Genomic DNA, 24,866 nt, shown 5'->3' on the forward strand with positions numbered 1-24,866 from the left:
AGGGGATCAGCCGTGGCCGCGCTCGCGCGCCGGCTGCCAGCGCAGCAGCCGGCGTTCGACGCGGTTGACGAGCAGGTCGATGACGACGACCACGGCGGAGAGCACGACCATCCCGGCGAACACACCGGTGGTGTCGAACGTCCCCTCCGCCTGCGCGATGAGATAGCCCATGCCTTCGGACGCGCCGAGGTACTCGCCGACCACCGCGCCGACGATCGCGAAGCCGACGCTGGTGTGCAGGCTGGAGAAGATCCACGACATCGCGCTGGGCAGCAGCACGTGCCGGATCAGCCGGCCCTCCTTCGCGCCGAGCATCCGGGCGTTGTCGACCAGTACCCGGTCCACTTCCCGTACGCCCTGATAGGTGTTGAAGAAGACGATGAAGAACACCAGCGTCACGCCGAAGGCGACCTTCGACCAGATGCCGAGCCCGAACCACAACAGGAAGATCGGCGCCAGCACGACCCGCGGCAGCGCGTTGAGCACCTTGATGTACGGATCGAGCACGGCGGCCAGCGTCCGGGCGCGGGCCAGCAGGAAGCCGATGCCCAGGCCCAGCACACCGCCGATGACCAGCGCGAGCGCCGCCTCCAGGAGGGTGGTCAGCAGATGCCCGTAGATCTCGCCACCGCCCAGCCAGCGGCCGATGCGGTCCGCGACGGCGGCCGGGGAGCTGAAGAAGAACGGGTCGACGACGCCGGTACGGGCGCCCAGCTCCCAGCCGGCCACGAGCACCACGGCGAGGCCGAGTTGCGCGGCGAGCACGGCGGGCCGGGACGGGCCGCTGCGGCGGCGGCGCGGGGGCCCGGCGGGACGTGGCGGTGCGGCGTCAGCCGGCGTCTTGGACAGCTCCGGCGCCCGCGGTCCCGTGGGAAGCGCGCTCATAGGTCCTCATCACCTCGTTCCTCAAATCCGCCCAGATCGCGCCGTACAGCTCGGTGAAGCGCGGCGTGGTCCTGATGTCGAGCAGGTCGCGCGGGCGCGGCAGGTCGACGGGGTACCGGCCGACGATGCCGCTGCCGGGCCCCGCGGACAGCAGCACCACCTCGTCCGACAGCGACACCGCCTCCTCCAGGTCGTGGGTGACGAAGAGGACCGTCTTGCCGCTGTCGGTCCACAGCGACAGCAGCTCGTTCTCCATGACCTGCCGGGTCTGCACGTCCAGCGCGCCGAACGGCTCGTCCATCAGCAGGATGTCCGGGTCACCGATCCAGGTCTGGGCGACGGCGGTGCGCTTGCGCATGCCGCCGGAGAGCTGGTGCGGGTAGGCGTTCTCGAAGCCGGCCAGGCCGACCCGTACGACCCACTCGCGGGCCCGCGCCAGCCGTTCGGCCTTGTCCACGCCGGCCAGTTCGAGGCCGAACGCCACGTTCTGCACGACGGTCTTCCAGGGCAGCAGGGCGTCCTGCTGGAACATGTAACCGGCTCTGCGGTTCAGGCCGTGCAGCGGTGCGCCGCCGATGAGCACCTGCCCGGCGGACGGCTCGCGCAGCCCGGCGACGGCGTTGAGCACCGTGGACTTGCCGCATCCGGTGGGCCCGACCACCGAGACGAACCGCCCCGGCGGCACCGTCAGATCCACCTCCCGTACGGCCGTGTAGTCGCCCTCCGCGCCCTGGTACGTCATCGTGACGCCGCGCAGCTCGACGGCCGCGCTGTCGTCCCCGTCAGCCACGGGCACCCTCCGTTCAGCGGCCCCTGACGATCACTCGCTGAGCATGATCGATCACCGCACCGTGATCGCGCAACGGTCCCGCAGGACGAAAGTTGGCCGGGGCACGTATGGCACGGTCCGTGGGCGGGGCGGGTGTCACCAGCGCATCGCGGTGAAGTCGACCGGACGAGGCGTCAACAGCCGGGCACGCGCCGCCAGTTCATGCAGCCGCTCCGCCATCCGGTCCGCCGGGAGGTGCTTGCGGTCGCCGTGGCCGGGCAGCAGCCACTCGAAGCGCAGCTTCCCCGCGGTGCGCGCGAGGGAGGCGGCCAGTTCCTCGATGGAGTACCAGGTGACGCTCTCCGCCACCTCGATGTCGCCCGTCGTACGGGACCAGTAGAAGCTGTCCCCGCTGAAGCAGTACCGCTCGTCGGCGACGTAGAGCACGCTGCCCCGCGTGTGGCCGGGGAGCGGGTGGACGACCAGTCCCGGGACGATCTCCACGCTCTCCGTACCGCGCAGCACCTGGTCGGCGTCGGGCGCGGCGTCCAGGTCGCCTTCGTGGATCCAGAGGCGGGCCGCGAAGTGGTCCGCGTACCGGCGGCCGTGCGCCGCGTGGTCCCGGTGGGTGAGCAGGACGTCGGTGACCGGACCGAGGGCCGCGTACTTCGCGGCGAGGGCCCGGCTCCAGCGGGGGGTGTCCACGAGCACGAGGTTCCCCGCCGGACGCCGGAGCAGGTAGGAGTTGGCGCCGGCGGTGTGCGGCGAGTTGTGCCCGCAGAGCCAGACGGTGTCGTCGAGGGCGAGCGGGAAGGGGTCGAGCGCCGGGTCCAGGCGTCCGGAGGCGGGGCGGACGGAGCGGGTCGGGCAGGCGAAGGCGGCGGCGTGCACCGCCCGGTCCTCCGCCGCGTTCCTGGGCTGGGCCACCACCTCGGACCGCCCGTCGACCCGGGCGATCAGGCCGGGCGCCAGCTGCCTGGCGACGTCGCAGTCGGTGCAGCGGTCGTCCACGTACCAGTCGTCCACGTACCAGTCGTTGTCCATGGCGCCAGTACAGCGGCCGTGCGGGGGAAGCGGAAGCCCCACCGGGTCTTGTTCTTGCTGGTCACGGGCTCTCTCAGGGCACTGCCATATTGTCCGGTGCATGACAGGGAGACAGGCCGCGGCCGCGGCGCACCGGGCAGTCAGGGCGTGATCGTCGGTGCGCCGCGGCCGGTCTGCGGCAGGCTCAGCCGGCCTGCGGGAAGGGGCTGTTGCCCGGGTCGGTGAGGGACATGCCCAGCTGGGCGCGTTCGGTGAGCCAGCGGGTGGGGCGGTAGCGCGGGTCGCCCGTCGTGCGGTGCAGGGCCTGCTGGAGGGCGAGCAGGCGGGGCGCGCCGACGGTGTCGCCCCAGGCGAGCGGGCCGTGCGGATAGCCCAGGCCGGTGGTGACGGCGAGGTCGATGTCGGCCGGCGTCGCGAGCCCGCGCTCCGCGAGGGACGCGGCGACCGAGACGACCGAGGCGAGCAGCCGCTGCGCGACGGAGCCCGCCGTGTCCCGTACGACGCTGACGGCGTACGGTTCCGCCTCCTCGCTCCCGGCGGCCGCGAGGACGGCACGGGCGTCGGCCGCCACCTCCGGGTCGGTGGCCGGTGTGGCCGCCAGCACCCGGCGGCGGGTGGGCAGCGACAACGGGTCGACGCCGAGCGTACGGGCCGGCGGCAGGCCCAGCCCCGCGACCGCTTCGGCGACCGTGGTGCCCCAGGTCGCGACCAGGACGAGCGAGTCGTCGCCCGGGCGTTCGCCGTCGTCGAGCACCGCGCCGGACGCGGTGAGCGCCGTACGCAGCGCCTCCGTACCGGGGCCGGTGCCGGCCACCCGGACGGGCCGCCCGGCGTCGCCGGTGACGGGCGGTTCGGGGACGGCGGCCGGTGCCGGGTCGCCGGGGCCGTACGCGTACCAGCCGCGGCCCGTCTTGCGGCCGTGCAGCCCGGCGGTCACCCGGCCCGGGGTGAGGAAGGACGGGCGGAGCCGGTCGGAGTGGCGGAAGCCGTGCCAGATGGTGTCGATGACCGCGGCCGTCACGTCGAGCCCGGTGAGGTCCATCAGCTCGAACGGCCCCATCTTCAGGCCGAGGACGTCGCGCGCGATGCGGTCGATGCCCGGCGCGTCGGCGACGGTCTCCTCCAGCAGCGCCAGCGCCTCGGTGACCAGGCCGCGCCCGGCGTGGTTGACGAGGAAGCCGGGGGTGTCGGCCACGACGACGGCGCGGTGCCCGGTGGCCCGTACCAGCTCGGTGAGGAGCGGCGGGATGTCCGGCCGGGTCGCCGCGCCCGGTACCACCTCCACGATCTTCATCAGTGGCACCGGGTTGAAGAAGTGCAGGCCCGCCAGGCGCGACGGGTCGGCCAGTGTGGCCGCGATCGCGGTGACCGACAGGGAGGAGGTGTTGGTCGCGAAGACCGTGGAAGCGGGCAGCGCCTCGGCCAGCTTCCCGAACACCTCGGCCTTGGTGTCCAGGTCCTCCCGCGCCGCCTCGATGACCAGCTCGACGTCGTCGCCGGGCGCCCAGGGGGAGTCCAGCGGCACGATGCGGGCCAGCGCGTCCGCCGCTTCCCCTTCGGTCATCCGGCCCTTGGCGGCGGCCCGGTCGAGCATGCCCCGCACGAAGTCGCCGGCCTCCGCGACCGCCTCCGTACGGATGTCGGCCAGCTCGACGGTGTGGCCGGCGGTCGCGGCCCACTGGGCGATGCCGCGGCCCATGACGCCGGCGCCGACGATCCTGATACGCACGTCAGATACTCCCTCGGTTTTTTGGCAGGGCCCCTGCCTCTTCCGCGCCTTGGCAGGGCCCCTCCCTCTCCCCACGAGATGAGTCCCGCGCCCCGCGAGGAGAGCCCCGTGATCGAGACCCCCTCCCCCGCCTCCACCACACTCCTCGTGAAGCTACCCCCACCCACTGACAATCCGGCGAGGCCCCGGGCGACGTCCACTGCGGTCAGCGCAGATACACGCGGTCCGGATCGACATCCTCGCGCAGCAGGCGCAGTTCGTCGTCGCTCGGCGGCCGGACGGTCTCCACGGTGTCGGCGACCGCGAGGTCCCAGCCGGTGTTCTCGCGTACCTGGCCGACCGTGACGCCCGGGTGCACGGCCACCAGCGTCAGCTCCTCGCCGACGCCCGCGCGCGCCATGATGCCCAGCTCGGTGATGACCCGGGTGACGCCCGTACCGAGCGGGCGCACCCCTTCCTCGCGGGCGCGGTCGGGCCCCGGCGTGGTACAGAAGTCCAGCTCTTCCGTGAACGAGCGCGGGTCGTGGCGGCGCATCACCACGAACACCTCACGGGAGTTGGCCATCACCTCTATCGCGCCGCCGGAGCCGGGCAGCCGTACCTTCGGGGCTTCCCAGTCGCCGATGACGGAGGTGTTGAGGTTGCCCCACTTGTCGATCTGCGCGGCGCCGAGGAAGCCGACGTCGATGTGGCCGCCCTGGAGGACGTACCCGAAGAGCGCGGGCATCGACAGGACCGCCTCGGCCCCGGTGATCAGTACCGCGTCGGCGATGGTCTCGGGCAGGTGCGAGGGGTGCGCGCCGCACACCCCGGACTCGTACACGATCTCCAGCTGCGGGGCGACCGTGAGGTGCGCGAGCGAGGCGGCCAGCGTGGGCAGCCCGATCCCGGCGAACACCGTCCGCCGGGCCGCCAGTTCGCGCGAGGCGACGACGGCGAGCAGTTCGGAAGAGGTCACGCCGGGGGTGGTGGTCAGGTCCGTGCTCACAGTCGCCTCCCGTAGTTGACCGGCAGGCTCATCGCCTCACCGACGGCGAGCGAGTCCCAGAACTCCTCGCCCAGCTTGCTGACGTACTCCGCGTGGTCCGCGGTGCCGTACACCCACTCCTTCAGCCACTCCTGGAGCCGGTCACGGTCCTTGCTGATGCCGGACCAGGCACGGTAGAAGGCGTTGTCCCGGTCGTAGTAGCCCTGTGCGAAGGACGGGTGGGCGCCGCGCGGGCAGGCCACCACCGCGTCCACGGCGTGCGAGGGGATCACCGTCCGGTTGGGGTCGGAGCGGACGACCTCGTCCTCGACGATCTCCTCGACGACCACGACCGCCTTGTCCGCGGCGTACACCGCCTCCGCCTGAACGCCCGTCAGGCCCCAGATCTGGGTGTTGCCGCTGCGGTCGGCGCGCTGCGCGTGGATGATCGTCACGTCCGGGTTGACGGGCGGGACGACGTACACCTGCTCGGGCTCGCCGTCCGGACCCGGGTAGGGCGAAGTGACCTTGCGCAGGCCCTCGTTGACCGTGGGCAGGTCGCTGCCGCCGTACGAGCGCAGCGGGTAGAAGGGCAGCCGCTGGGCGCCCGCGAGGTAGCGGCAGATCATGCCGTAGTGGCTGTACTCCTCGAAGACCAGCGGCGCGGGGTCGGCCTTCTCCACCCGGCGGCGCAGCTCACCGAGCGAACCGGCCGAGGAGTTGCCGACGAAGGAGGAGACCAGCCGGGTGACGCAGCCGGCGGCGAGCATCTGGTCCACGACGATGTCCGCGGTCATCCGGACGACGGTGAGGTCCCGGCGGCCCTGCCGGATGATCTCGTGCCCGGCGGCGGTGGGAATGAGGTGCGTGAAGCCTTCGAGAGAGACGGTGTCACCGTCATGGACGAAGGAGGAGATGGCCTCCCGCATCGTCATGGTCTTGTCCACGGTGCTCCTCGGCGTGCGGGGTGTGGATCGGTCCCACATACCGTTTCACCGGCCATTGATTCCCGTCCAATACCGAATTAAGGTCAGACTGATACCAGTGAAGAAATAGTCGATGCGCGGAGACGGACGGGGGCGGTCATGGAACTGCGGCATCTCACCGCCTTCGTCGCGGTGGCGGAGGAGCTGCACTTCGGGCGTGCCGCCAAGCGCCTCCAGATGGCGCAGCCGCCGCTCAGCCAGCAGATCCGCCAGCTGGAGAAGGAGCTGGGCGTCCAGCTCTTCGAGCGCAACACCCGCTCGGTCCGGCTGACCAGCGCGGGCCAGTCCTTCCTCGATCCGGTACGCACGGTCCTGGCCGACCTGGACACCGCCACCCGCGCCGCGAAGGCCGCCGGGCGGGGTGAGTACGGCCGGGTGACCATCGGCTTCGCGGGTGCCTCCACGCACGAGACGCTGCCGCTGCTCACCCGCGCGGTGCGGGCCGCACACCCGGCGCTGGAGCTGGTGATGAAGGGGCAGACGTACGCCAACGTCGCGCTCGCCGGGGTCGCGGACGGCTCGCTCGACCTCGGCTTCGTACGGCTCCCCGTCACCCAGCCCGGCGTCGCGACGCGGGTGATCGACGAGGAGGAACTGGTCTGCGCGCTGCCCTCGGATCATCCGCTGGCCCGCCGCCGGCGCATCCCCATCGCCGCGCTGGCCGAGGAGCCGTTCGTCAGCTTCCCCGCCAACGCCGGGTCCACGGTGCGGGACGCCACGGTCCGGGCGTGCGAGGACGCCGGGTTCAACCCGCGGGTGGTGCAGGAGGCGCCCGACTCGTACACGATCCTGGCGCTGGTCGCCGCGGGCGTGGGTGTCACCCTCACCGTGACCTCCTGCCAGCACATCCAGCAGACGGGGCTGGTCTACCGGCCGCTCGCGGGCCCGCCGATCCGGCTCCAGGCCGCGCTGGCCTGGCGTCCGGACAACCCCTCGGCGGCGCTGCGTACCGTCCTCGCGGTGGCCGAGGAGGCGCTGCCCACGCCTGAAGGCAAGGCTCCGGTTCGCTCCTGACCTGCGGTGATGACTGATTGATAAAGCCGGCGTCCGAATCCTGGCCGAATTGGATATTGGACCGGCTCAGTGCTCGGGTGGAAAAGTCACCGGGAAGCGTCCCTCAGGGCACCAGGAAAGGCCGTGGCATGTCCGACCCCACCGAAATCGTCCTCTGCGAACCGCTGCGCACCCCGATCGGCAAGTTCGGCGGCGCGCTGGCCGGGCAGCGCCCCGCCGCCCTGGCCGCGCTGCTGATCACCGAGATCGTCCGGCGTACCGGTGTCGCACCCGAGAAGGTCGACGAGGTGATCCTCGGTCACGCCTGGCCCACCTCCGACGCGCCGGCCATCGGCCGGGTGGCAGCCCTGGACGCCGGCCTGCCCGACACCGTCACCGGCGTGCAGGTCGACCGCCGCTGCGGCTCCGGTCTGCAGGCGGTGCTGGACGCGGCGATGCAGATCAAGGCCGGTTTCAGCGATGTCGTGATCGCCGGCGGCGTGGACGTGATGAGCGCGGCGCCGTACTACACCCACGAGGGCCGCTGGGGCATCAAGGGCCCGAACCTCACGCTGCACGACTCCCTGACCCGCGGCCGGGTCACCGCGGGCGGCGCGCACCACCCGATCCCCGGCGGCATGATCGAGACCGCGGAGAACCTGCGCCGCCGGTACGGGATCAGCCGCGAAGCCCAGGACGCGCTGGCGCTCCGCTCCCAGCAGCGGGCCGGGCGCGCCATCGAGGCGGGCCTCTTCGACGACGAGATCGTGCCGGTCGCCGTGCGCGGCCGCAAGGGTGAGACCGTGGTGGCCGCCGACGAGCACCCGCGTCCCGACACCACCGCCGAGCAGCTCGCCGAGCTCAAGCCGATCATGGGCAAGCAGGACCCCGAGGCCACCGTCACCGCGGGCAACGCCAGCGGCCAGAACGACGCCGCCGCTGCCTGCCTGGTCACCAGTGCCGCCACCGCCGAGCGGCTCGGCCTCACCCCGATCGTGCGGCTGGTCTCCTTCGCGCGGACCGGCTGCGCCCCGGAGACCATGGGCCTCGGCCCGGTCGGCGCCACCCGCTCGGCCCTGGAGAAGGCGGGCCTGAAGCTCGCCGAGATGGACCTGATCGAGCTGAACGAGGCGTTCGCCGCGCAGGTGCTGGCCTGCACCAAGGAGCTGGGCCTCGGCGAGGCCGACCACGAGCGGCTGAACGTCAACGGCTCCGGCGTCTCCCTCGGCCACCCCGTCGGCGCCACCGGCGCCCGCATCCTGGCCACCCTCGCCCGCGAGATGAAGCGCCGCGAGGCCCGCTACGGCCTGGAGACCATGTGCATCGGCGGCGGCCAGGGACTCGCGGCCGTCTTCGAGCGGATCGCCTGACACCGCGTACACGGAACACACCAGCAGACGCGCACCACCCGTACCACCCAGGGGCGCCGCTCGGGACGACGCGGCGCCCCTGGTGTCCCCTTCCCCTGCTCAAAGACGCCCAGGGAGTCCGTATGAGTGCGCCCACCGCACGCGACCGCACCAGAGCCGCCAACCGCGCCGGGATCGGCGCCTTCATCGGCTCCACCATCGAGTGGTTCGACTTCTACATCTACGGCACCGCATCGGCCCTCGTCTTCGACAAGGTCTTCTTCCCCGAACTCGGCGGTGCCCTCGGCACATTGGTCGCCTTCGCGACCTTCTGGGTCGGCTTCCTCGCCCGCCCGCTCGGCGGGATCGTCTTCGGGCACTACGGCGACCGGCTCGGCCGTAAGAAGACCCTCGTCATCACCCTGCTCATGATGGGCGTGTCCACCACGGCCATCGGGCTGCTGCCCGGCTACGCCTCCATCGGCGTCGCGGCGCCGGTCCTGCTCGTCTGCATACGGATGATCCAGGGCATCGGCCTGGGTGGCGAGTGGGGCGGCTCCGTCCTGATCGCCTCCGAGTCGGCGCCCAAGGGCAAGTCGGTGCTGTACGGGGCGTTCGCGCAGCAGGGCTCGCCCGTCGGCAACACCCTCAGCACGCTGAGCTTCCTCGCCATCAGCCGGCTGCCCGACGACGCCTTCATCTCCTGGGGCTGGCGGGTGCCGTTCCTCGCCTCCGCGCTGCTGGTCATGGTCGGCCTCTTCGTCCGCCTCAAGGTCGCGGAGTCCCCGGCGATGGCGAAGCTGATCGAGAAGAAGGAGGTCGCGAAGCTGCCGCTGACCGAGGTGCTGCGCAGCCACCCGATGCTGATCGTCCTCGGCATCGGCGCCTGCACCATCGGCCTGTCGGCGACGTACTTCAAGTCCACCTTCGCGCTGTCCTGGGCGACCAGCGCCCTGGACTTCGACCGCAGCTCCTTCCTCACGATCATCCTGGTCGCCAACATCACCCAGATCGTCGTGCAGCCCTTCGGCGCGGTCCTCGCCACGAAGATGAAGAGCTGGTCGCGGGCGGTCTGCGTGATGCTGATCCCCGAACTGTTCCTGATGCCGGTGATGTTCCTCCTGATCGGCACCGAGAACTACGGCCTGGCCATGTTCGGTGTCGCGGTCGCCACCATCCCGCACTGCCTGTACTACGCGGCGCTGGCCGGCATGCTCGCCAGCCGCTTCCCGGCCCACCTGCGGTACACCGGCATCTCGCTCTGCTACCAGCTGTGCGGCACGCTGCTGGGCGGCACCACCCCGATCATCGGCCAGTCCCTGCTCAACTGGACCGGCTCGATCACCGCGGTCATCGTCTACGCGGTCTTCCAGGTCGCCCTGACCATGGGCTGCATGCTGCTGCTCCTGCGCCGCCCGAACCACGACGAGACGGCCGCCGACGGCACGCACGGGGCCCCGGCCACGGCTCCGCTGCCCGCGCGGTGACCCGGCCGGGCCCGGATGACATGCTCGTCGGTGTCCGTCCGACGCCGGCAGAAAGGTCCGCCGTGCCCGCCGCCGAGTCCTTCGTCCGCCTCCGTGGCCGCCGCTTCGCCTACCTGGACCCCGGCGGCCCGGGGCCGGTCCTGCTCGCGCTGCACGGCCACTTCGGCCGCGGCCGGATCTTCGCGCCGCTCGCCGCCGCGCTGGCCGGCCGGTACCGCGTCGTCGCCCTGGACCAGCGCGGCCACGGCCTCTCGGACAACGGCGGCGTACTCGCCCCTGAGGAGTACGTCGAGGACGCGGCGGCCTTCCTGCGCGCCATGGACTGCGGCCCCGCCGCCGTGCTCGGGCACTCCATGGGCGGCGCCGTCGCCTTCTCGCTCGCCGCGCGCCACCCCGGCCTCGTCGCCGCGCTCGTCGTGGCGGACATGACCGTGCGCAACCACGAACCCGAGACGCACCCCGTCCTGGACGTGTCGGCCTGGCCGCGCCGTACCGCCTCGCGCGCGGCTCTGCGCGCCGCCATCGAAGCGCGGGGCATCCCGGACGCCTCCTCCTTCATGGACAGCGCCGCGGAGTTCGAGGACGGCTGGGGGCTGCTCTTCGACACCGACGCCATGATGGCCTCGCAACGCGCCTTCACCGGCGACCTCTCCGCCTCGTGGACCGCCTCCCGGCAGCCGGCCCTGCTGCTCAGGGCGGAGCGGAGCTTCCTGCTGACCCGTGCCACCGCGGAGTGGATGGCCGGCGCCCGGCCGCACACGGAGCTCGCCGAACTCCCGGGCTGCGGGCACTGGCTCTACGCGGACGACCCCGCAGGATTCGCGCGGGAGACCGGCCGGTTCCTCGATACCGTCCGCGCCGGGGGAGCGTTCCCCACCACGGGCTCAACCACGAGTTGATACGACCGGTTCCCCAGAGATGATCACTGTCCGTAGGTGGACTGGTGCGTGTCGTTCCGGTCGTGAAAGGATGAGCGAAGCGGAGAGACGCGCGACTCAACTGTCCGTTGCGTATGCGCGTTGCTCGACCGTGGCTGGGACCAGGGCGGACAGGGGTGGGACACCGACATGGCGCGAGGAGGCGACGGTACGCCGAAGAGTGGGCACAGCCCGCTCGCCGAGCGGCTGAACCATCTTTTCGCGCACATGCACCCGCCCGGCGCGCCGTACACCAACGCCTACGTCGCCGAGGAGATCAGCGAGGGCGCCGAGTACGGGGACGTCACGCTCTCCGAGCAGTACCTCTCCATGCTCCGCACGGGCAGACGCACCAACCCCAGCCACGAAGTCCTGCGCGCGCTCGCCAAGTTCTTCGCGGTGCCGGTCGGCTATCTGGTCGGGGACCTCTCCCAGCCGCAGGCCGACCGGGTGGAGGAGGAGCTGCGCTTCCTCGCGGCCATGCGCGACCAGCGGGTGCGGACCATCGCGCTGCGCTCGGTCGGCCTGCCGCCCGAGGTGCAGGACAGCCTCACGACGATCATCTCCCAGTTCCGGCAGCAGATGGACCTGCCGCCGGACCCGCCGGCGACCAGCGGTGAGGAACCGCATGCCGGCCACTGACGAACAGCTCTTCGTCGCCTGGCGGCGGACGGGAACCGAGGACGGTACGGCCATGCGGGTACGGCGGATACGCCGGAGGTGCAAGCAGCTCGTCCAGGAGCTGGCGCTGCCCGCCGCGACCGACCTGCCCGGCCTGTGCGAGGTCGTGGCACGGCGCGTGGGACGCCCCGTGCACATCGCACCGATGAGCCTGGGCGGTGTGGTCTCCGGCATGACGGCGGGCACCGACGACGGCTGGTGGGTCTTCTACGAGCGGCAGACCTCGCCCTGGCACCAGACGCACATCGTCCTCCACGAACTCAGCCACCTCCTCCTCGGCCACGAGCAGGACCCCACGGTCACCGAGAACGCACTGAAGGTCTGGACGCCCTCGATGGACGTCGCCACCGCGGCGCGGCGGATGGGCCTGACCGCCCGCTTCGCGCGCCACCACTGCTACGACGACGCCACCGAGCGCGAGACCGAGGTCCTCGGCACGCTCCTCATGGCGCACCTGGTGCCCGCCACCGCCAAGGACGACCCGCCGCTCAGCGGCGACGCGGCCGAGATCGCCGCCGCGCTGGGCCCGGCGCTCAAGCACATCCGCCGCGAGCTGGACGGCGTCCCGGCCGGCGGAGCGGAGGCCCCGCCGGCCGGCTCCGAGGACGGAGGGCCGCCGCGTGTTTGACGTGGTCTACCTCTGCTTCGCGGCCGTCGCCTGGGCGCTCGCGGGCTACAAGTTCCGCGCCTGGCTGCGCGACCGGCACAACGCCGACCTGGGCCTGACCTCCCTGATGACCGCGGGCGTCGCCACGGTGTTCCTCTTCTCGGCCCCGAGCCTGTACCGCGCCTTCGACCGGCTCACCGGCGTCGCCAACCTCGCCATGGTCTTCCTGTACTCCTCCGTCGTGGTCTTCGCGGCCGGCGCCCTGGTGCTGCTGCTCCGCTGGACCGGCGGCGAGGACGAGACGGGCCGCCGCCGGGCCCGCTCCCGTACGCGTACGGTCCTCGCCCTCGTCGTGGTGGCGTGGGCGGTGGCCGTCACCGGCTTCGCCGTCGGCCGCCCGGACGCCGTGGAGCATCCGCGCGACTTCAGCACCGCGTACACCGACGCGCCCGGCGTCATGCTCTTCCTGATGCTGTACCTGGCGATCTTCGGCGCCAGTCTGGCCGGACTCGGCACGCTCTGCCCGCGCTACGCCGCCAAGGTCGGCCCCTCCTGGCTGGCCCGCGGCCTGCGCGTGCTGGCCGCCGGCTGCTGGCTGGGCCTGCTGTACTGCGCCTGCAAGCTCGTCGGCTTCGCGCTCTCCTGGGCCGGCAGCCCGGCGCTCTGGCTCTCCAACGGCGTGGCCCCGCTGAGCGCTTCGGTCGCCGCGATCCTCGTCCTCGTCGGGTTCGCGCTGCCCGCCGCCGGGCCCCGCGCCTCCGCCTGGCGCCGGCTGCGCCGCCTCTCGCCCCTGTGGCGTGAAGCCACCGCCCAGGCCCCGGAGGTGACGATGGAGGGCACGCGGCCCGGCGGCTGGCCCTTCGCCGACCTGGAGTGGCGGGCCAACCGCCAGATGGCCGAAATCCGCGACGTACAGCGCGGCATCCGCCGGTACGTCGAGGCCGACGCCGTCGACTTCGCCCGCGAGCGGGCCCGCGCGGTGGGCATCGAGGCGGCGCAACTGGCCGCGGTGGCCGAGGCGGTGGCGCTCCGCCGGGGCATGGACAACCGGCAGGCCGGCCGGCTCCCGGAGCCGTACGCCGAATCCGTCGTCGTCACCACGGACATGGCACCGGCCGCCGAGTACGAACACCTGGCACTGGTCGCGGACGTCTACCGCTCGTCCCTGGCCGACACCGTCCTCGCCGAGCTGCGGCAGCGCAGCAGCGTGCGGGAGCGCGGAGCCTGACGCCGCGGCGGCGCACCACAGACGAGGTGGCTCGGTACGGGGGTCCGAACCGCCTACGGCACAGGGCGGCACGGGGCATTGCCCCGGAGCCGCCCTGTGCTCTTGCCGTCGCCGGATACGGCTCCCGCCCCGGACCCGGGTCCCGCCCCGGATACGGATGGCCGGCCGCCACCCCATAAGGTCGGGATCCATGCAGAACACCCCCACGCCCGACCGCCCGGACCCCCTCGACCCGACGACGCTGCTCGACGATCCGTACGCGGCCTACGAGCAGTTGCGCGAGGCCGGCCCGGTGCACCGGATCACCGGGCCCGACGGGCAGCCCGCCTGGCTCGTCACCCGCTACGCCGACGTCCGCGCCGCGCTGGCCGACCCCCGGCTCAGCCTGGACAAGCGCAACAGCTCGAACGGTTACCGGGGCTTCTCCCTGCCGCCGGCGCTGGACGCCAACCTGCTGAACATGGACCCGCCGGACCACACCCGCGTCCGCCGCCTGGTCGTCAAGGCCTTCACGCCCGGCCGTGTCGAGAAGCTGCGCGCCCCCGTGGCGAAGGTCGCGCACGGCCTGCTGGACGCCGTCGAGGCGAAGGGCGCCGCCGACCTCATCGCCGACTTCGCGGGACCGCTGCCGATCATCGTCATCTGCGATCTGCTGGGCGTGCCGGAGGGCGACCGGCACGACTTCCGCGCCTGGACCGACGCGCTCATCACGCCCGACCCGTCCCGGCCCGAGGCGATGAAGGAGGCGATCGGCGCCATGCTGCGCTTCTTCACCGGGCTGATCGCCACCAAGCGTGCCGAGCCGGGCGACGACCTCCTCTCCGACCTGATCGCCGTGCGCGACGAGCCGGACGCCGACGGCGGTGTGGCGGGGGACCGGCTCAGCGAGGACGAACTGACCTCGCTCGCCTTCCTGATCCTCTTCGCGGGCTACGAGAACACCGTCCATCTGATCGGCAACGCCGTCCTCGCGCTGCTCGACCACCCGGACGTGCTGGCGGAGTTGCGCGCCGATCCGGCCGGAATGCCCGCCGCCGTGGAGGAGTTCGCGCGGTACGACGGGCCGGCGCCGCTGGCGATCCGCCGCTTCCCGGTCGAGGACGTGGAGATCGGCGGCGTGCGGATTCCGGCCGGGGAGAGCGTGCTGCTCTCGCTGGCGTCCGCCAACCGTGACCCGGAACGGTTCCCCGACGCCGCGAAGCTCGACCCGCACCGCGATATTTTCGGCCATCTCGCGCTGGGGCATGGCATCCATTACTGCCTCGGGGCCCCGCTCGCCCGGATGGAGACGCAAACCGCCCTCGACGCCTTGATTCAGCGGTTTCCCGGGCTCCGTCCCGCCGTGCCGAGGACGGAGTTGCGGTGGCGCCGGACCATCCGTGCGCGTGGCTTGATGTCGCTCCCCGTCGCCTGGTAACAGCGACTCGAACAGGCTTTTCCTGCATAACCGTTCCGGCATGCGGTAGAAAGGTTCTGAGCCCGCCCGGTGTGCATCCCCCGTCGCACCGGGCGGGTCTTCCTTCGCGACGCGTGAGCCGTCTGGCGCATCAGGTACTGCGCGTGACCGCACCTTTCCCTAACGTAGCTGCATGGGAACCGACGCTGTTTCGCACAGGACCACCGGCACCCTGACGGCCATAGCCGTGGCGGGCGCCCTCACCGCTCTGCCCGCCCCCGCGCACGCCGCGCCGGCAGCACAGGGCAGGGCACTCCCCGAACGTTCCGTCCCCGGTACGGCCACCCGTACGGCGGCCTGGCCCGGACCGGCCCGGGCGGGCACCTTCGCCGCCCGGCCCGCCGCACCGCCGCCCAGTGGCATCAGCGCCAAGGCCTGGGCCGTCACCGACGCCGCGACCGGCCGGGTGCTGGCCTCGAAGGAGCCGCACCGCCAACTGGCCCCCGCGAGCACCCTGAAGACGCTCTTCGCGCTCACCGTCCTGCCGAAGTTCCCCGCCGGGACGGTCCGCACGGTCACCGCCGAGGACCTCAAGGGCGTGGGCGAGGGCAGCAGTCTCGTCGGTATCAAGAAGGGGCAGCGCTACAAGGTCGCCGACCTGTGGCGCGGTGTCTTCCTTCGCTCGGGCAACGACGCGGTGCACGTCCTGGCGAACATGAACGGCGGCTGGCAGGCCACCGCCCAGGAGATGCAGGCCAAGGCCCGCGAGCTCGGTGCCCAGGACACGACCGTGAAGACGCCGGACGGGTACGACGCGGCGGGCCAGGTCTCCTCGGCGAGCGACCTCTCCCTCTTCGCCCGCAAGGGCCTGGAGAACGCCGACTTCGCGCGGTACTGCGGCACCGTACGGGCCACCTTCCCCGGCGGCTCCCGCGGTCCGTACGAGATCGTGAACACCAACCGGATGCTGGCCGGCTCGAAAGGTGTGCAGCGCTACCCCGGCATCATCGGCGTCAAGAACGGTTACACCAGCAAGGCCGGCAACACCCTGATCGCCGCGGCGAAACGGGACGGGCGCACCCTCGTGGTCACCGTCCTCGATCCCGTCAACAAGGAGAACGCGGTCTACAAGGAGGCCGCCGCACTGCTGGACTGGGGCTTCAAGGAACCCCGAGGCGCCGCAGAGCCGGGCGGAACCACCGAGCCGGGCGGAACCACAGAGCCTGGAGGCACCACCGATCCTGGAGGCGCCGCCGAGCCGGGCGGAGCCACCGATCCCGGAGGCACCACCGAGCCGGGCGGAGCCACCGATCCCGGAGGCGCCGCCGAACCGGGCGGAGCCACCAAGCCCGGCGGGGACACCGAGCCGGGCGGAGCCGCTCGGCCCGAGTGGGACGGCCAGCCCGAGTGGGACGCTCAACCCGAGTGGGGCGCTCAGCCAGGAGACGCTGCCCGGCCCGGAGACGTCCCTGAGCCCGGGGACGTACCGGAGCTCGGAGAGGTGTTCCAGCCCGAAGAGGTCGTCGTGCCCTGACGGGCTCCGCCGGGCCCGGGAGCCGGCTCGTACGGCTCCCGGGCGCCGGTCAGCGCTGCGGGGCGGCGCGCAGCCGGGGCGCGTGGGCGGCCGCCGGCACCGGTCCGCGCAGGGACGCGGACAGCGCACCGGCCCAGCGGGTCAGCCCGGCCACGTCGATGCCGTACGGAGCCGAGCCCGCGTACGGCTCGATGGCGGCGGCGCCGCGGGTCAGCAGCGCGGCGCCGCCCGTGACGTTGCCGCGCGCCGCGTGGGTGAGGCCGACCGCCAGCTGCGCGAGGCCGCGCCACAGCTCGCGCTCCTCCGGCGGCCCGGACTTCCAGGCGTCCTCCAGCACTTCGTGCGCGTGGAAGGGCATCCCGTCGTCCAGCAGCCGCTGCGCCTCCGCCAGCGACTCCGCCGGCTCCCGTACGACGCCCTCCGGCTGCCGGGCGACGCCGGGGGAGCCGTACGGCAGCGGACGGCCCAGACCGTCCCGCGGCCGGGCGTTGCGCGCCCGCCCCTCGGCGTCCCGGTCCCGGCGCCGGGATGCGTCCGGCGCGCTCGGGGACGCGTCCGGCGCGCTCCGGGGCGCCGCGGCGCCGCCCGTCTCCTCCGCCGCGTCCGCCGCGCAGTGCGGGCAGGCGGCGGCCGGGTCCTCGCGGATCCGGCCGCACGCGTCGCAGACCCGGTCCAGCCAGCAGGCCGGGTCGCCGCCTTCGTCGTGGCCCTGTGCGCTCATCAGCCGTCGACGACCTCGGTCTCGTAGAAGCAGTAGTGGTCCTTGATGTCCGCCACGGCGTCCTTGGGCTCCGTGTACGCCCACACGGCGTCCTCGGGCCCGTCCGGCAGCGACCAGTAGGACGCGTCGCCCTTGAAGGGACAGTGGGTCCGGGTTCCGGAGGGGACGAGGAGGTCGGTACGGACGTCCGCCGGCGGCAGGTAGTACCGGGCCGGGTAGCCGGTCTCGCGGAGCACCAGTGGCCGGGTGCTGTCGGCGAGCACCTGCCCGCCGTGCACCACGCGCACGTGGTCGGTGCTCCGCTCGACGGTGATGCGGTGGCCTGTGGTCATGAGGGTCCTCCCGGGTGAGGAACGGTCCCTCCCAGGATGTCACCCGGTGCGCGGCGGTGCCGGTCCGGCCGGCGGCACGCCGCGGCGCCGCGAGTTTCGCCGGTCCGTACAACTCTTGTGCCGCATACGGAGTCTCCTGTCCGACAAACTTCCGTGGACAGCAGGAGAACTTCACGTGCCCAGACGACTCCGTCTCGCGTCGGCCACCGCGGCCGCCGCGGCCCTCACCGCCGGCCCGGTCATAATGGCGGCGCCCCCCGCGGCTGCTGCCGCCGCCAAGTACGCCGATGACTTCAACGGCGACGGCTACCGGGACTACGCCTACCGGTGGTGGGGCTCGACCGACGGCGGCGCGGTCAAGGTGGTGTTCGGCACCGCGACCGGCCCCGGCACGAAGACCCAGATCATCGGCCAGGGCAGCAAGGGCGTGCCCGGCGCGGACGAGGCGGACGACGAGTTCGGCGAGGTCCGCGCCGCCGCGGACTTCGACCGGGACGGCTACGGCGACCTCGCGGTGGCGGCGCCCGGCGAGGACGTCGACGGCAAGGAGAACCAGGGGGCCGTCACCATTCTGTGGGGCTCCCGCACCGGCCTGTCCGGCGGCACCTCCGTGGCGAACAAGGACCGGCAGAGCTGGAGCGCATTCGGGCGGGACCTCGCCACCGGGGACTTCGACGGCGACGGCAGGCCGGACCTGGCCGCGATCAGCGGCGGCAACACGTACGTCTACCGCGGCGCCGTCACCCGCGGCGGGAAGACGGGGGCGGTGACCGAGCACGACATCGAGGGGGCCGGGTTCACCGCGGACACGCTCACCGCCGGCAAGGTCACCAAGGACTCGGCCACCGACCTGGTGGTCACCGGGGCCACCGTGACCGCGAGCGGCACCGCGACGGACGCCTGGTTCATCCGGGGCGGCAGCACGCTCCAGCCGGGCCGCACGCTGCGGATCGACGCCCGCCACTGGGCCTCGGCCCCGTCCGGCGTGATCGCCGACTTCGACAAGGACGGCTACGGCGACATCGCCCTCGGCAACCCGGAGGAGAGCGGGTACAAGGGCGCGGTGACCGTCTGGCGGGGCGGCTCCACCGGCCCGGGCACCACCTCCCAGCGCCTCACGCAGGCCACGTCCGGCGTGGCAGGCACCCCGGAGGCCGACGACTGGTTCGGCGACAGCCTCTCGGCCGCCGACGTCACCGGCGACGGCTGCGCGGACCTGGCCGTCGGCGTACGGGGCGAGGCGATCGGCACGGTCGGGTACGCCGGCGGCGTCCACCTCTTCAAGGGCGGCAAGGGCGGTCTGACCGGCACCGGCTCCCAGTGGTTCGACCGGGGGACCAGCGGCGTGCCCGGCGCCGTCCGCATGGACGACGGTTTCGGCGCCGACGTCCGGCTGCGCGACACCGACCGCGACGGTCACGCCGACCTCTTCGTCAGCGGTACGGAGGGGGCACTCCGGCTGCCGGGCACCGGCAGTGGCCTGACCACTGCCGGCGTCACCCGGCCGGCCGACAACGAGATCGTCGACGGCTTCCTCCAGTGAGGCGAGGCTGCTAGACCTCCCGGATGCCCCGGCCCGCCCACTCCGGGGCGGGTGCGGTCAGGGCCGTGAGACGGTCGCGTACCGCGTCGGGCAGGGGTGCGGAGCGGCCGGTGGCCTGGTCGACGTGGAGGGCGAAGAGCTCCTCCGTGGCGACCGGGTCACCGGACGGGGTGCCGGATCCGTCGTCGGCGAACATCTCGTGCAGGAAGCGGACCTTCTTGGTGTCCGCGCCCAGCACCGTGGTGCGGACGGTGAGGCCGGCGCCGCGGTCGACCTCGTGCAGGTAACGGACGTGCGCCTCGACCGTGTAGAGGGAGCAGCCGCTCGCCTCCCGGTACTCCGGGCCGAGGCCGGTCTCCGCCATCAGCGCGTCCGTGGCGTACCCGAAGACGAGGACGTAGTACGCCTCGCTCAGGTGGCCGTTGTAGTCGATCCACTCGTCCTTGACGGTCTGCCGGAAGAGCGGCAGTGCCCCGGTGGCCGCCGTCACTTGGCGCCGCCGAGCCGGCCGGTGGCGCGCAGGACGTTGATGACGCCCTGGTCGCGCTCGGCCACCAGGTCCGCGTACGTCCGGTCGCCCGCCTCCGCCTCGCAGCCGTCCACCATCGCGTCGCGCAGCTCGCGGGTCAGCTCGGGGGCCTCCAGGCGGGTCCACGGGGACTTCAGGGACGGGCCGAAGTGGTCGAGCATGTGGCCCATGCCGCCCTCGCCGCCGGCCAGCGCGAACGTCAGCAGCGGGCCCATGAACGCCCAGCGCAGGCCCGGGCCTTCGGTGATCGAGTCGTCGATGTCCTGGACCGAGGCCTCGCCGTTGGCGACCATGTGCAGCGCCTCGCGCCACAGGGCCTCCTGGAGGCGGTTGGCGATGAAGCCGGGCAGCTCCCGGTCCATGGTGATCACGGACTTGCCCGCCACGTCGTAGAAGCGGGAGGCCCACTCGACGGCGGCGCGGTCGGTCTTCTCGCCGCCGACGACCTCGACGAGCGGGATCAGGTACGGCGGGTTGAAGGGGTGCCCGACGACGAGGCGGCCGTTGTCGGCGGCGTCGGAGTGCATGTCGGACATCGGGTAGCCGGAGGTGGAGGAGGCGATGACGACGCCGTCGCGGGTGGCGGCGGTCAGCTCGGCCAGCAGCGAGCGCTTCAGCTCCAGCTTCTCCGGGGCGCTCTCCTGCACGAAGTCGGCGTCGGCGACGGCCTCGGCGAGGGTGGGCGCGACGGTGAGGCGGTCCTGCGAGGCGCCCTCGGCGAGGCCTATCTGCTCCAGGGCCGGCCAGGCGGCGGCGACCAGGCGGCGCAGCTTCTCCTCGGCGTCGTCGGCGGGGTCCCAGGCGGTCACGTCGTAACCGCGGGCGAGGAAGTGGGCGACCCAGCCGCCGCCGATCACGCCGGCGCCGATGCAGGCGACCTTGCGTACGTCTTCGGGGGCGAGGGGAGGGGTGGCGGTCATGCGGGGCTCCAAGGAGGTGGGACGTACGTCAGGCGCGGGGCTTCAGGCCCAGGCGGGCGCGGGCCTGGTCGGGGGTGGCGACCTTGGCGCCGAGCGACTCGGTGATGGTCACGGCGCGCTCGACGAGCTGGCCGTTGGTGGCCTTCACACCCTTGGCGAGGTACAGGTTGTCCTCCAGGCCGACGCGGACGTTGCCGCCGAGCAGGATGGACTGGGCGACCCACGGCATCTGCATGCGGCCGAGCGCGAAGCTGGCCCACTGCGCGCCCTCGGGCAGCATGTTGACCATCGACTGCAGCACGCCCGGGTCGGCCGGGGCGCCCCACGGGATGCCCATGCACAGCTGGAAGATGGTCGGGTCGTCCAGCAGGCCCTCGGCCAGCAGCTGCTTGGCGAACCACAGCTGGCCGGTGTCGAAGATCTCCAGCTCGGGGCGGACGCCCAGCTCCTGGACGCGCTTGGCGCCCTTGCGCAGCATCTCGGGGGTGGAGATGTAGAGGTTGTCGCCGAAGTTCAGCGAGCCGCAGTCCAGGGTGCAGATGTCGGGGAGCAGGTCCTCGACGTGCGGCAGCCGGTCCAGGCCGCCGACCAGGTCGGTGCCGGGCTGCGCGCCCTTCTCCAGCGGCTGGTCGGCGTCGAGCACCAGGTCGCCGCCCATGCCGGCGGTGAGGTTGATGACGACGTCGGTGCCGGTCTCCTTGATGCGCTCGACGACCTCGGCGTACAGCTTCGGGTCGCGCGAGGGGTCGCCGGTCTCGGGGTCGCGGACGTGGATGTGCACCACGGCGGCGCCCGCGTCCGCCGCCTCCACGGCGGATCCGGCGATCTGCTCGGGCGTCACGGGGACGTGCGGGGAGCGGCGTACGGTGTCGCCCGCGCCGGTCAGCGCACAGGTGATGATGACCTCGTCGTTCATGACGGGAGTCCCTTCTGCGGGTGGTGTGGTGACGTACCGTCAGGTGACGGCGGAGGGGAAGGGAGGGGTGCGCGGGCAGGCGTCGGCCACGCCTGCCCGCGCACGATCGGGGGCGGACGGTCGTCCGGGGGAGCGCCTTACGAGGCGGTCAGCTCGTCCTCCACGAAGGCGGTCAGCGCGGCGTGCATGCTGTCGGGGGTGGTGCTGCCGGGGGCCGTGGCCAGTACCTGGGTGGCCAGGCCGTCGATCAGCGCGGTCAGCCGCAGCGCGGTGAACTCCACGTCGACGGGGCGGAAGACGCCCTGCTCGACGCCGCGCCGCACGACGTCGGCGACGGTGGTCCGCCACTGCCGGTAGTAGTGGTCGTGCAGCCGGCCGACCTCGGTGGAGCGGGCCGCCTGGGCCCACATGTCCAGCCAGACCAGCCACTGCCGGCGCTGCTGCTCGGTGCGCGGCGTCTGCAGGGCGATGAGGTGCAGCATCTCCTCGCGCGCGTCGGCGGCCCCGGCCAGTCCCTGGGCGCGGCGCGCGGTGTCCTCGTCCATGCACCAGCGGACGGCGGCCTCCAGGAGGTCGTCCCGGCCGGGGAAGTGGTAGTGGATCGCGGCCGTGCTCGTCCCGCAGGCCGCGGCGATGTCGGCGACCCGTACGGAGTGGAAGCCGTGCTCGGCGATCAGCCGGACCGTCTCGCGGACGATCTGCAGCGGCCGGCCGCCCTCGGGGAGCGCGGCGGGCGCCGCGTCGTCCGCCGGCGGCGCGGGCGTCCCGGCCCGGGAGCCCAGCAGCCAGCCCGCGTCCACCCCGCCGATCTCGGCGATCCGGACGATCTCGGCGACGGTGAAGCGGCGGGTCCCGCCGAGGGAGCGGGAGAGCTTCGAGGGGTCCATCACGATCCGCCGGGCGAACTCACGGCGGCTGCATCCGATGCCGTCGATCACCTTCTTGACGCGGTCCGTGAGGTCGCCGTTCTCGTCGGCGAGCCGGGTGCCGGGGTCTTCCTGCATGGTTCGGGACCGTAGCAGTGTGATGAGGTCAGCGCAACGCTCGATGCGCTCGTTTCCGTGAAAAACCCTGGTTTCCTGCGGAGAAGGGCTTGTGATGAGGGCTGACTGATGAGCAAGTCAGACCCCTTGTCCGGAGGGCGCGGCCAGGAGTACGGACACCCCCCCTAGGGGTGGAAATGTGGCAAAGTGACGACATGGCCGATCGGGGCGCGCAGCCCCCTGCCGTGTCGCTGCCGGAGGAGTGGCCCGCCCCGCCGGACCTGATCCTGGCGCTCAACGGAATGGGGGGCTTCGACTGGGACCTGAAGCGCGGCCGGCTGCACATGGACGCCGCCGCGCTGCGGGTCTTCGACCTGCGCCCCGACGAGTACGACGGCATCCCCACCACACTGTCCCGCCGGGTCCCGCCCGCCGAGGCCGCCCGCCTGGACTCCCTGGTCGCCCAGGCCATCAAGGACGGCAGCGAGTCGTACGGCGCGTACTTCCGCGTCCGGCGCCGCAGCGGCGCGCTGCGCTGGCTCCACACCCACGGCACGATCTACCGGGACGACACCGGACGGCCGCACCGCATCATCGGCATCGTCCGCGACGCCCGCCAGGAGCTGGAGCTCTCCCGCACCGCGAGCCCGGCCACCTCCGGCGACCGGCGCCGCCGACGGCACCACTCCGTCGTGGAGCGCACCACGGCGGCGCTGGCCCACGCCAGGAGCGTCGGGGACGTCATCGCCGTCCTCGGCGACAGCCAGGGGCTCAGCCGGCTCGGTGCGGAGAACGTCATCCTGGGGCTGGTGGAGGCCGGCCGCATCCAGCTCGTCTCCGAGGGGCAGGCCGGCAGCTTCGTGCCGGAGCACCGGTTCACCCGAGTGGCGGACGAGTTCCCGATGAGCGAGGTCGTGCGCACCCTCACGCCGCGCTTCGTCCGCTCCCGGGCGGAGTTCGCCGCCTGCTACCCGCGGCTCTGGCCGCACGTCCAGCCGCTGGACATCGGCTCCGCCGCCTACCTCCCGCTGATCGCGCAGGCCCGCCCCATCGGTGTGATCGGCCTCTTCTACCGCGAGGAGAGCGAGTTCAGCGCGCATGAGCGCAGCATCCTCGTGGCGCTCGGCAGCAGCATCGCGCAGAGCCTGGCCCGGGCGATGCTCTTCGACCAGGAACACGACCTCGCCGAGGCGCTCCAGAAGGCCATGCTGCCGCGCCGCATCCCCGGCATCCCCGGCGCCCAGATCGCGGTGCGCTACCGCTCGGCGCGGCTGGGCCGGGACATCGGCGGCGACTGGTACGACGTGATCCCGCTGCCCGGTGGCCCCTCCTCCGAAGGCCGGGTCGCCGTCGTCATCGGCGACGTCCAGGGCCACGACACCCAGGCCGCCACCCTCATGGGCCAGCTGCGCATCGTGCTGCGCGCGTACGCCGCCGAGGGCCACGCGCCCGCCACCGTCATGGCCCGGGCCTCCGCCTTCCTGCACGAACTGGACCCCGAACGCTTCGCCACCTGCACCTACGCCGACATCGACCTGACCACCGGCGCCCTGCAGATCGTCCGAGCGGGCCACGTCGACCCGCTGCTCCGGCACGCCGAGGGACTCTGCCGCCAACTCCCCGTGGTCGGCGGGCTGCCGCTCGGCCTGTCCGCCCAGTTCGGGCAGTTGGACTACCCCGTCACCACGGTGCACCTCGCCGCCGGCGAGACGCTGGTGCTGTGCACCGACGGGCTGGTCGAGCGGCCCGGCGCCGACCTCGACGACGGGATGGCCCGGCTGGCCCGGGCGGTGCGCACCGGACCGCAGGACGTCCAGCAACTCGCCGACCTGCTGTGCACGCTCTCCCTCAGCGGCGACGGCGAGGACGACATGGCGCTGCTGCTGCTCCGCCGCAGCGGCACGCCCCCGGCGCGCCACCGCGGTACGGTCCGCCGGCACATCGCCCCCGGTGACCCCGCGGCGCTGGTCGCGGCGCGGCACATGATCCGGGACGCGGTACGGGCCTGGGGCGCCCGGGAGCGTGCGGCGGAGATCGAGCTGGCCGCCGACGAGCTGATCACCAACGCGCTGCTGCACACCGACGGCGCCGCCATGGTGACCCTCACCCTGCCCGGGACCGCCGAGCGGCGGCTGCGCCTGGAGGTCGCCGACCGCTCCAGCACGCTGCCGCGCCGCCGCCGGCCGGGCGAGGGGGGCATCTCCGGGCGCGGTCTGCTGCTGGTCGAACGGCTCGCGGACGTCTGGGGGGTGACCCCGCGCGGTAACGGCAAGAGCGTGTGGTGCGAGTTCCAGTGCCCGTGAGGCCGGTCCGGCGAGCCGCGGGCGGAGTCGTCAGCAGGGCCGCACGA

23 protein-coding genes are annotated in these 24,866 nt (G+C 72.9%); 11 read left to right on the plus strand and 12 right to left on the minus strand.

The window, feature by feature from the left end:
• Nucleotides 1–6: 6 nt before the first annotated feature.
• The 6 genes from AAC944_RS31215 to AAC944_RS31240 all read right to left on the minus strand — a co-directional run bounded on the left by AAC944_RS31215 (nucleotide 7) and on the right by AAC944_RS31240 (nucleotide 6,380).
• Nucleotides 7–885, minus strand: coding sequence for an ABC transporter permease (locus AAC944_RS31215; RefSeq protein WP_078888462.1), 879 nt, complete (start codon nucleotides 883–885; stop codon nucleotides 7–9).
• Entirely contained in the window at nucleotides 830–1,627 is a 798-nt protein-coding gene (locus AAC944_RS31220) for an ABC transporter ATP-binding protein (RefSeq protein WP_051871628.1), read from the minus strand. Before AAC944_RS31220 ends, AAC944_RS31215 begins: the two co-directional genes overlap by 56 nt.
• A gap of 183 nt (nucleotides 1,628–1,810) precedes the next feature.
• A complete protein-coding gene (locus AAC944_RS31225; protein ID WP_078888461.1) occupies nucleotides 1,811–2,698 on the minus strand; it encodes an MBL fold metallo-hydrolase in 888 nt (295 codons plus the stop codon).
• 184 nt (nucleotides 2,699–2,882) lie between these two features.
• A complete protein-coding gene (locus AAC944_RS31230; RefSeq protein WP_030612496.1) occupies nucleotides 2,883–4,427 on the minus strand; it encodes a 3-hydroxyacyl-CoA dehydrogenase in 1,545 nt (514 codons plus the stop codon).
• Between the two features lie 205 nt (nucleotides 4,428–4,632).
• Nucleotides 4,633–5,415: a CoA-transferase subunit beta gene (locus AAC944_RS31235; protein ID WP_030612493.1), complete on the minus strand. Its 783-nt coding sequence runs from the start codon at nucleotides 5,413–5,415 to the stop codon at nucleotides 4,633–4,635.
• The gene (locus AAC944_RS31240; protein ID WP_051871613.1) at nucleotides 5,412–6,380 is read right to left on the minus strand and encodes a CoA transferase subunit A; all 969 of its coding nucleotides are present in this window, start codon (nucleotides 6,378–6,380) and stop codon (nucleotides 5,412–5,414) included. Before AAC944_RS31240 ends, AAC944_RS31235 begins: the two co-directional genes overlap by 4 nt.
• 99 nt (nucleotides 6,381–6,479) lie before the next feature.
• Here AAC944_RS31240 and AAC944_RS31245 point away from each other — a divergent pair, with 99 nt between their 5' ends.
• From AAC944_RS31245 to AAC944_RS31285, 9 genes are all read left to right on the plus strand, one after another.
• The gene (locus tag AAC944_RS31245) at nucleotides 6,480–7,394 is read left to right on the plus strand and encodes a LysR family transcriptional regulator (protein WP_030612488.1); all 915 of its coding nucleotides are present in this window, start codon (nucleotides 6,480–6,482) and stop codon (nucleotides 7,392–7,394) included.
• A gap of 128 nt (nucleotides 7,395–7,522) precedes the next feature.
• Nucleotides 7,523–8,743 (plus strand): acetyl-CoA C-acetyltransferase, encoded by a 1,221-nt coding sequence (locus AAC944_RS31250; protein ID WP_030612486.1) that lies wholly within the window; start codon nucleotides 7,523–7,525, stop codon nucleotides 8,741–8,743.
• A gap of 122 nt (nucleotides 8,744–8,865) precedes the next feature.
• Nucleotides 8,866–10,209 carry an MFS transporter gene (locus AAC944_RS31255; protein WP_030612484.1) on the plus strand — a complete coding sequence of 448 codons (1,344 nt, stop codon included), beginning with the start codon at nucleotides 8,866–8,868 and terminating at the stop codon, nucleotides 10,207–10,209.
• Nucleotides 10,210–10,229: 20 nt separating this feature from the next.
• Nucleotides 10,230–11,108: an alpha/beta fold hydrolase gene (locus AAC944_RS31260; RefSeq protein WP_078888460.1), complete on the plus strand. Its 879-nt coding sequence runs from the start codon at nucleotides 10,230–10,232 to the stop codon at nucleotides 11,106–11,108.
• A gap of 168 nt (nucleotides 11,109–11,276) precedes the next feature.
• Nucleotides 11,277–11,768: a helix-turn-helix domain-containing protein gene (locus AAC944_RS31265; protein ID WP_030612480.1), complete on the plus strand. Its 492-nt coding sequence runs from the start codon at nucleotides 11,277–11,279 to the stop codon at nucleotides 11,766–11,768.
• A complete protein-coding gene (locus tag AAC944_RS31270) occupies nucleotides 11,755–12,435 on the plus strand; it encodes a hypothetical protein (protein WP_030612478.1) in 681 nt (226 codons plus the stop codon). The genes AAC944_RS31265 and AAC944_RS31270 overlap by 14 nt, the downstream gene beginning before the upstream one ends.
• The gene (locus AAC944_RS31275; protein WP_030612475.1) at nucleotides 12,428–13,642 is read left to right on the plus strand and encodes an MAB_1171c family putative transporter; all 1,215 of its coding nucleotides are present in this window, start codon (nucleotides 12,428–12,430) and stop codon (nucleotides 13,640–13,642) included. The genes AAC944_RS31270 and AAC944_RS31275 overlap by 8 nt, the downstream gene beginning before the upstream one ends.
• A gap of 190 nt (nucleotides 13,643–13,832) precedes the next feature.
• A complete protein-coding gene (locus tag AAC944_RS31280) occupies nucleotides 13,833–15,059 on the plus strand; it encodes a cytochrome P450 family protein (protein ID WP_030612472.1) in 1,227 nt (408 codons plus the stop codon).
• 172 nt (nucleotides 15,060–15,231) lie between these two features.
• Nucleotides 15,232–16,572, plus strand: coding sequence for a serine hydrolase (locus AAC944_RS31285; protein ID WP_078888459.1), 1,341 nt, complete (start codon nucleotides 15,232–15,234; stop codon nucleotides 16,570–16,572).
• A gap of 49 nt (nucleotides 16,573–16,621) precedes the next feature.
• Here the strand turns inward: AAC944_RS31285 and AAC944_RS31290 are convergent, their stop codons facing one another.
• The gene (locus AAC944_RS31290; RefSeq protein WP_078888473.1) at nucleotides 16,622–17,218 is read right to left on the minus strand and encodes a DUF309 domain-containing protein; all 597 of its coding nucleotides are present in this window, start codon (nucleotides 17,216–17,218) and stop codon (nucleotides 16,622–16,624) included.
• A 74-nt stretch (nucleotides 17,219–17,292) separates the two neighbouring features.
• Nucleotides 17,293–17,625: a DUF427 domain-containing protein gene (locus tag AAC944_RS31295; protein WP_030612462.1), complete on the minus strand. Its 333-nt coding sequence runs from the start codon at nucleotides 17,623–17,625 to the stop codon at nucleotides 17,293–17,295.
• A 175-nt stretch (nucleotides 17,626–17,800) separates the two neighbouring features.
• On the opposite strand from AAC944_RS31295, the gene AAC944_RS31300 reads away from it, so the two are divergent.
• Entirely contained in the window at nucleotides 17,801–19,168 is a 1,368-nt protein-coding gene (locus AAC944_RS31300) for an FG-GAP-like repeat-containing protein (RefSeq protein WP_030612459.1), read from the plus strand.
• Between the two features lie 10 nt (nucleotides 19,169–19,178).
• Here the strand turns inward: AAC944_RS31300 and AAC944_RS31305 are convergent, their stop codons facing one another.
• From AAC944_RS31305 to AAC944_RS31320, 4 genes are all read right to left on the minus strand, one after another.
• A complete protein-coding gene (locus AAC944_RS31305) occupies nucleotides 19,179–19,658 on the minus strand; it encodes a thioesterase family protein (RefSeq protein WP_030612457.1) in 480 nt (159 codons plus the stop codon).
• Entirely contained in the window at nucleotides 19,655–20,617 is a 963-nt protein-coding gene (locus AAC944_RS31310; RefSeq protein WP_030612454.1) for a 3-hydroxyacyl-CoA dehydrogenase NAD-binding domain-containing protein, read from the minus strand. The genes AAC944_RS31305 and AAC944_RS31310 overlap by 4 nt, the downstream gene beginning before the upstream one ends.
• Nucleotides 20,618–20,645: 28 nt before the next feature.
• Entirely contained in the window at nucleotides 20,646–21,533 is an 888-nt protein-coding gene (locus AAC944_RS31315) for a beta-keto acid cleavage family enzyme (RefSeq protein WP_030612451.1), read from the minus strand.
• A gap of 137 nt (nucleotides 21,534–21,670) precedes the next feature.
• Nucleotides 21,671–22,537, minus strand: a complete 867-nt coding sequence (locus AAC944_RS31320) for a TetR/AcrR family transcriptional regulator (protein ID WP_030612449.1) — start codon at nucleotides 22,535–22,537, stop codon at nucleotides 21,671–21,673.
• A gap of 194 nt (nucleotides 22,538–22,731) precedes the next feature.
• Here AAC944_RS31320 and AAC944_RS31325 point away from each other — a divergent pair, with 194 nt between their 5' ends.
• The gene (locus AAC944_RS31325) at nucleotides 22,732–24,819 is read left to right on the plus strand and encodes a SpoIIE family protein phosphatase (protein ID WP_030612447.1); all 2,088 of its coding nucleotides are present in this window, start codon (nucleotides 22,732–22,734) and stop codon (nucleotides 24,817–24,819) included.
• Nucleotides 24,820–24,866 lie beyond the last annotated feature (47 nt).

Source organism: Streptomyces sclerotialus, assembly GCF_040907265.1.
GTDB classification, from domain to species: Bacteria; Actinomycetota; Actinomycetes; order Streptomycetales; family Streptomycetaceae; genus Streptomyces; species Streptomyces sclerotialus.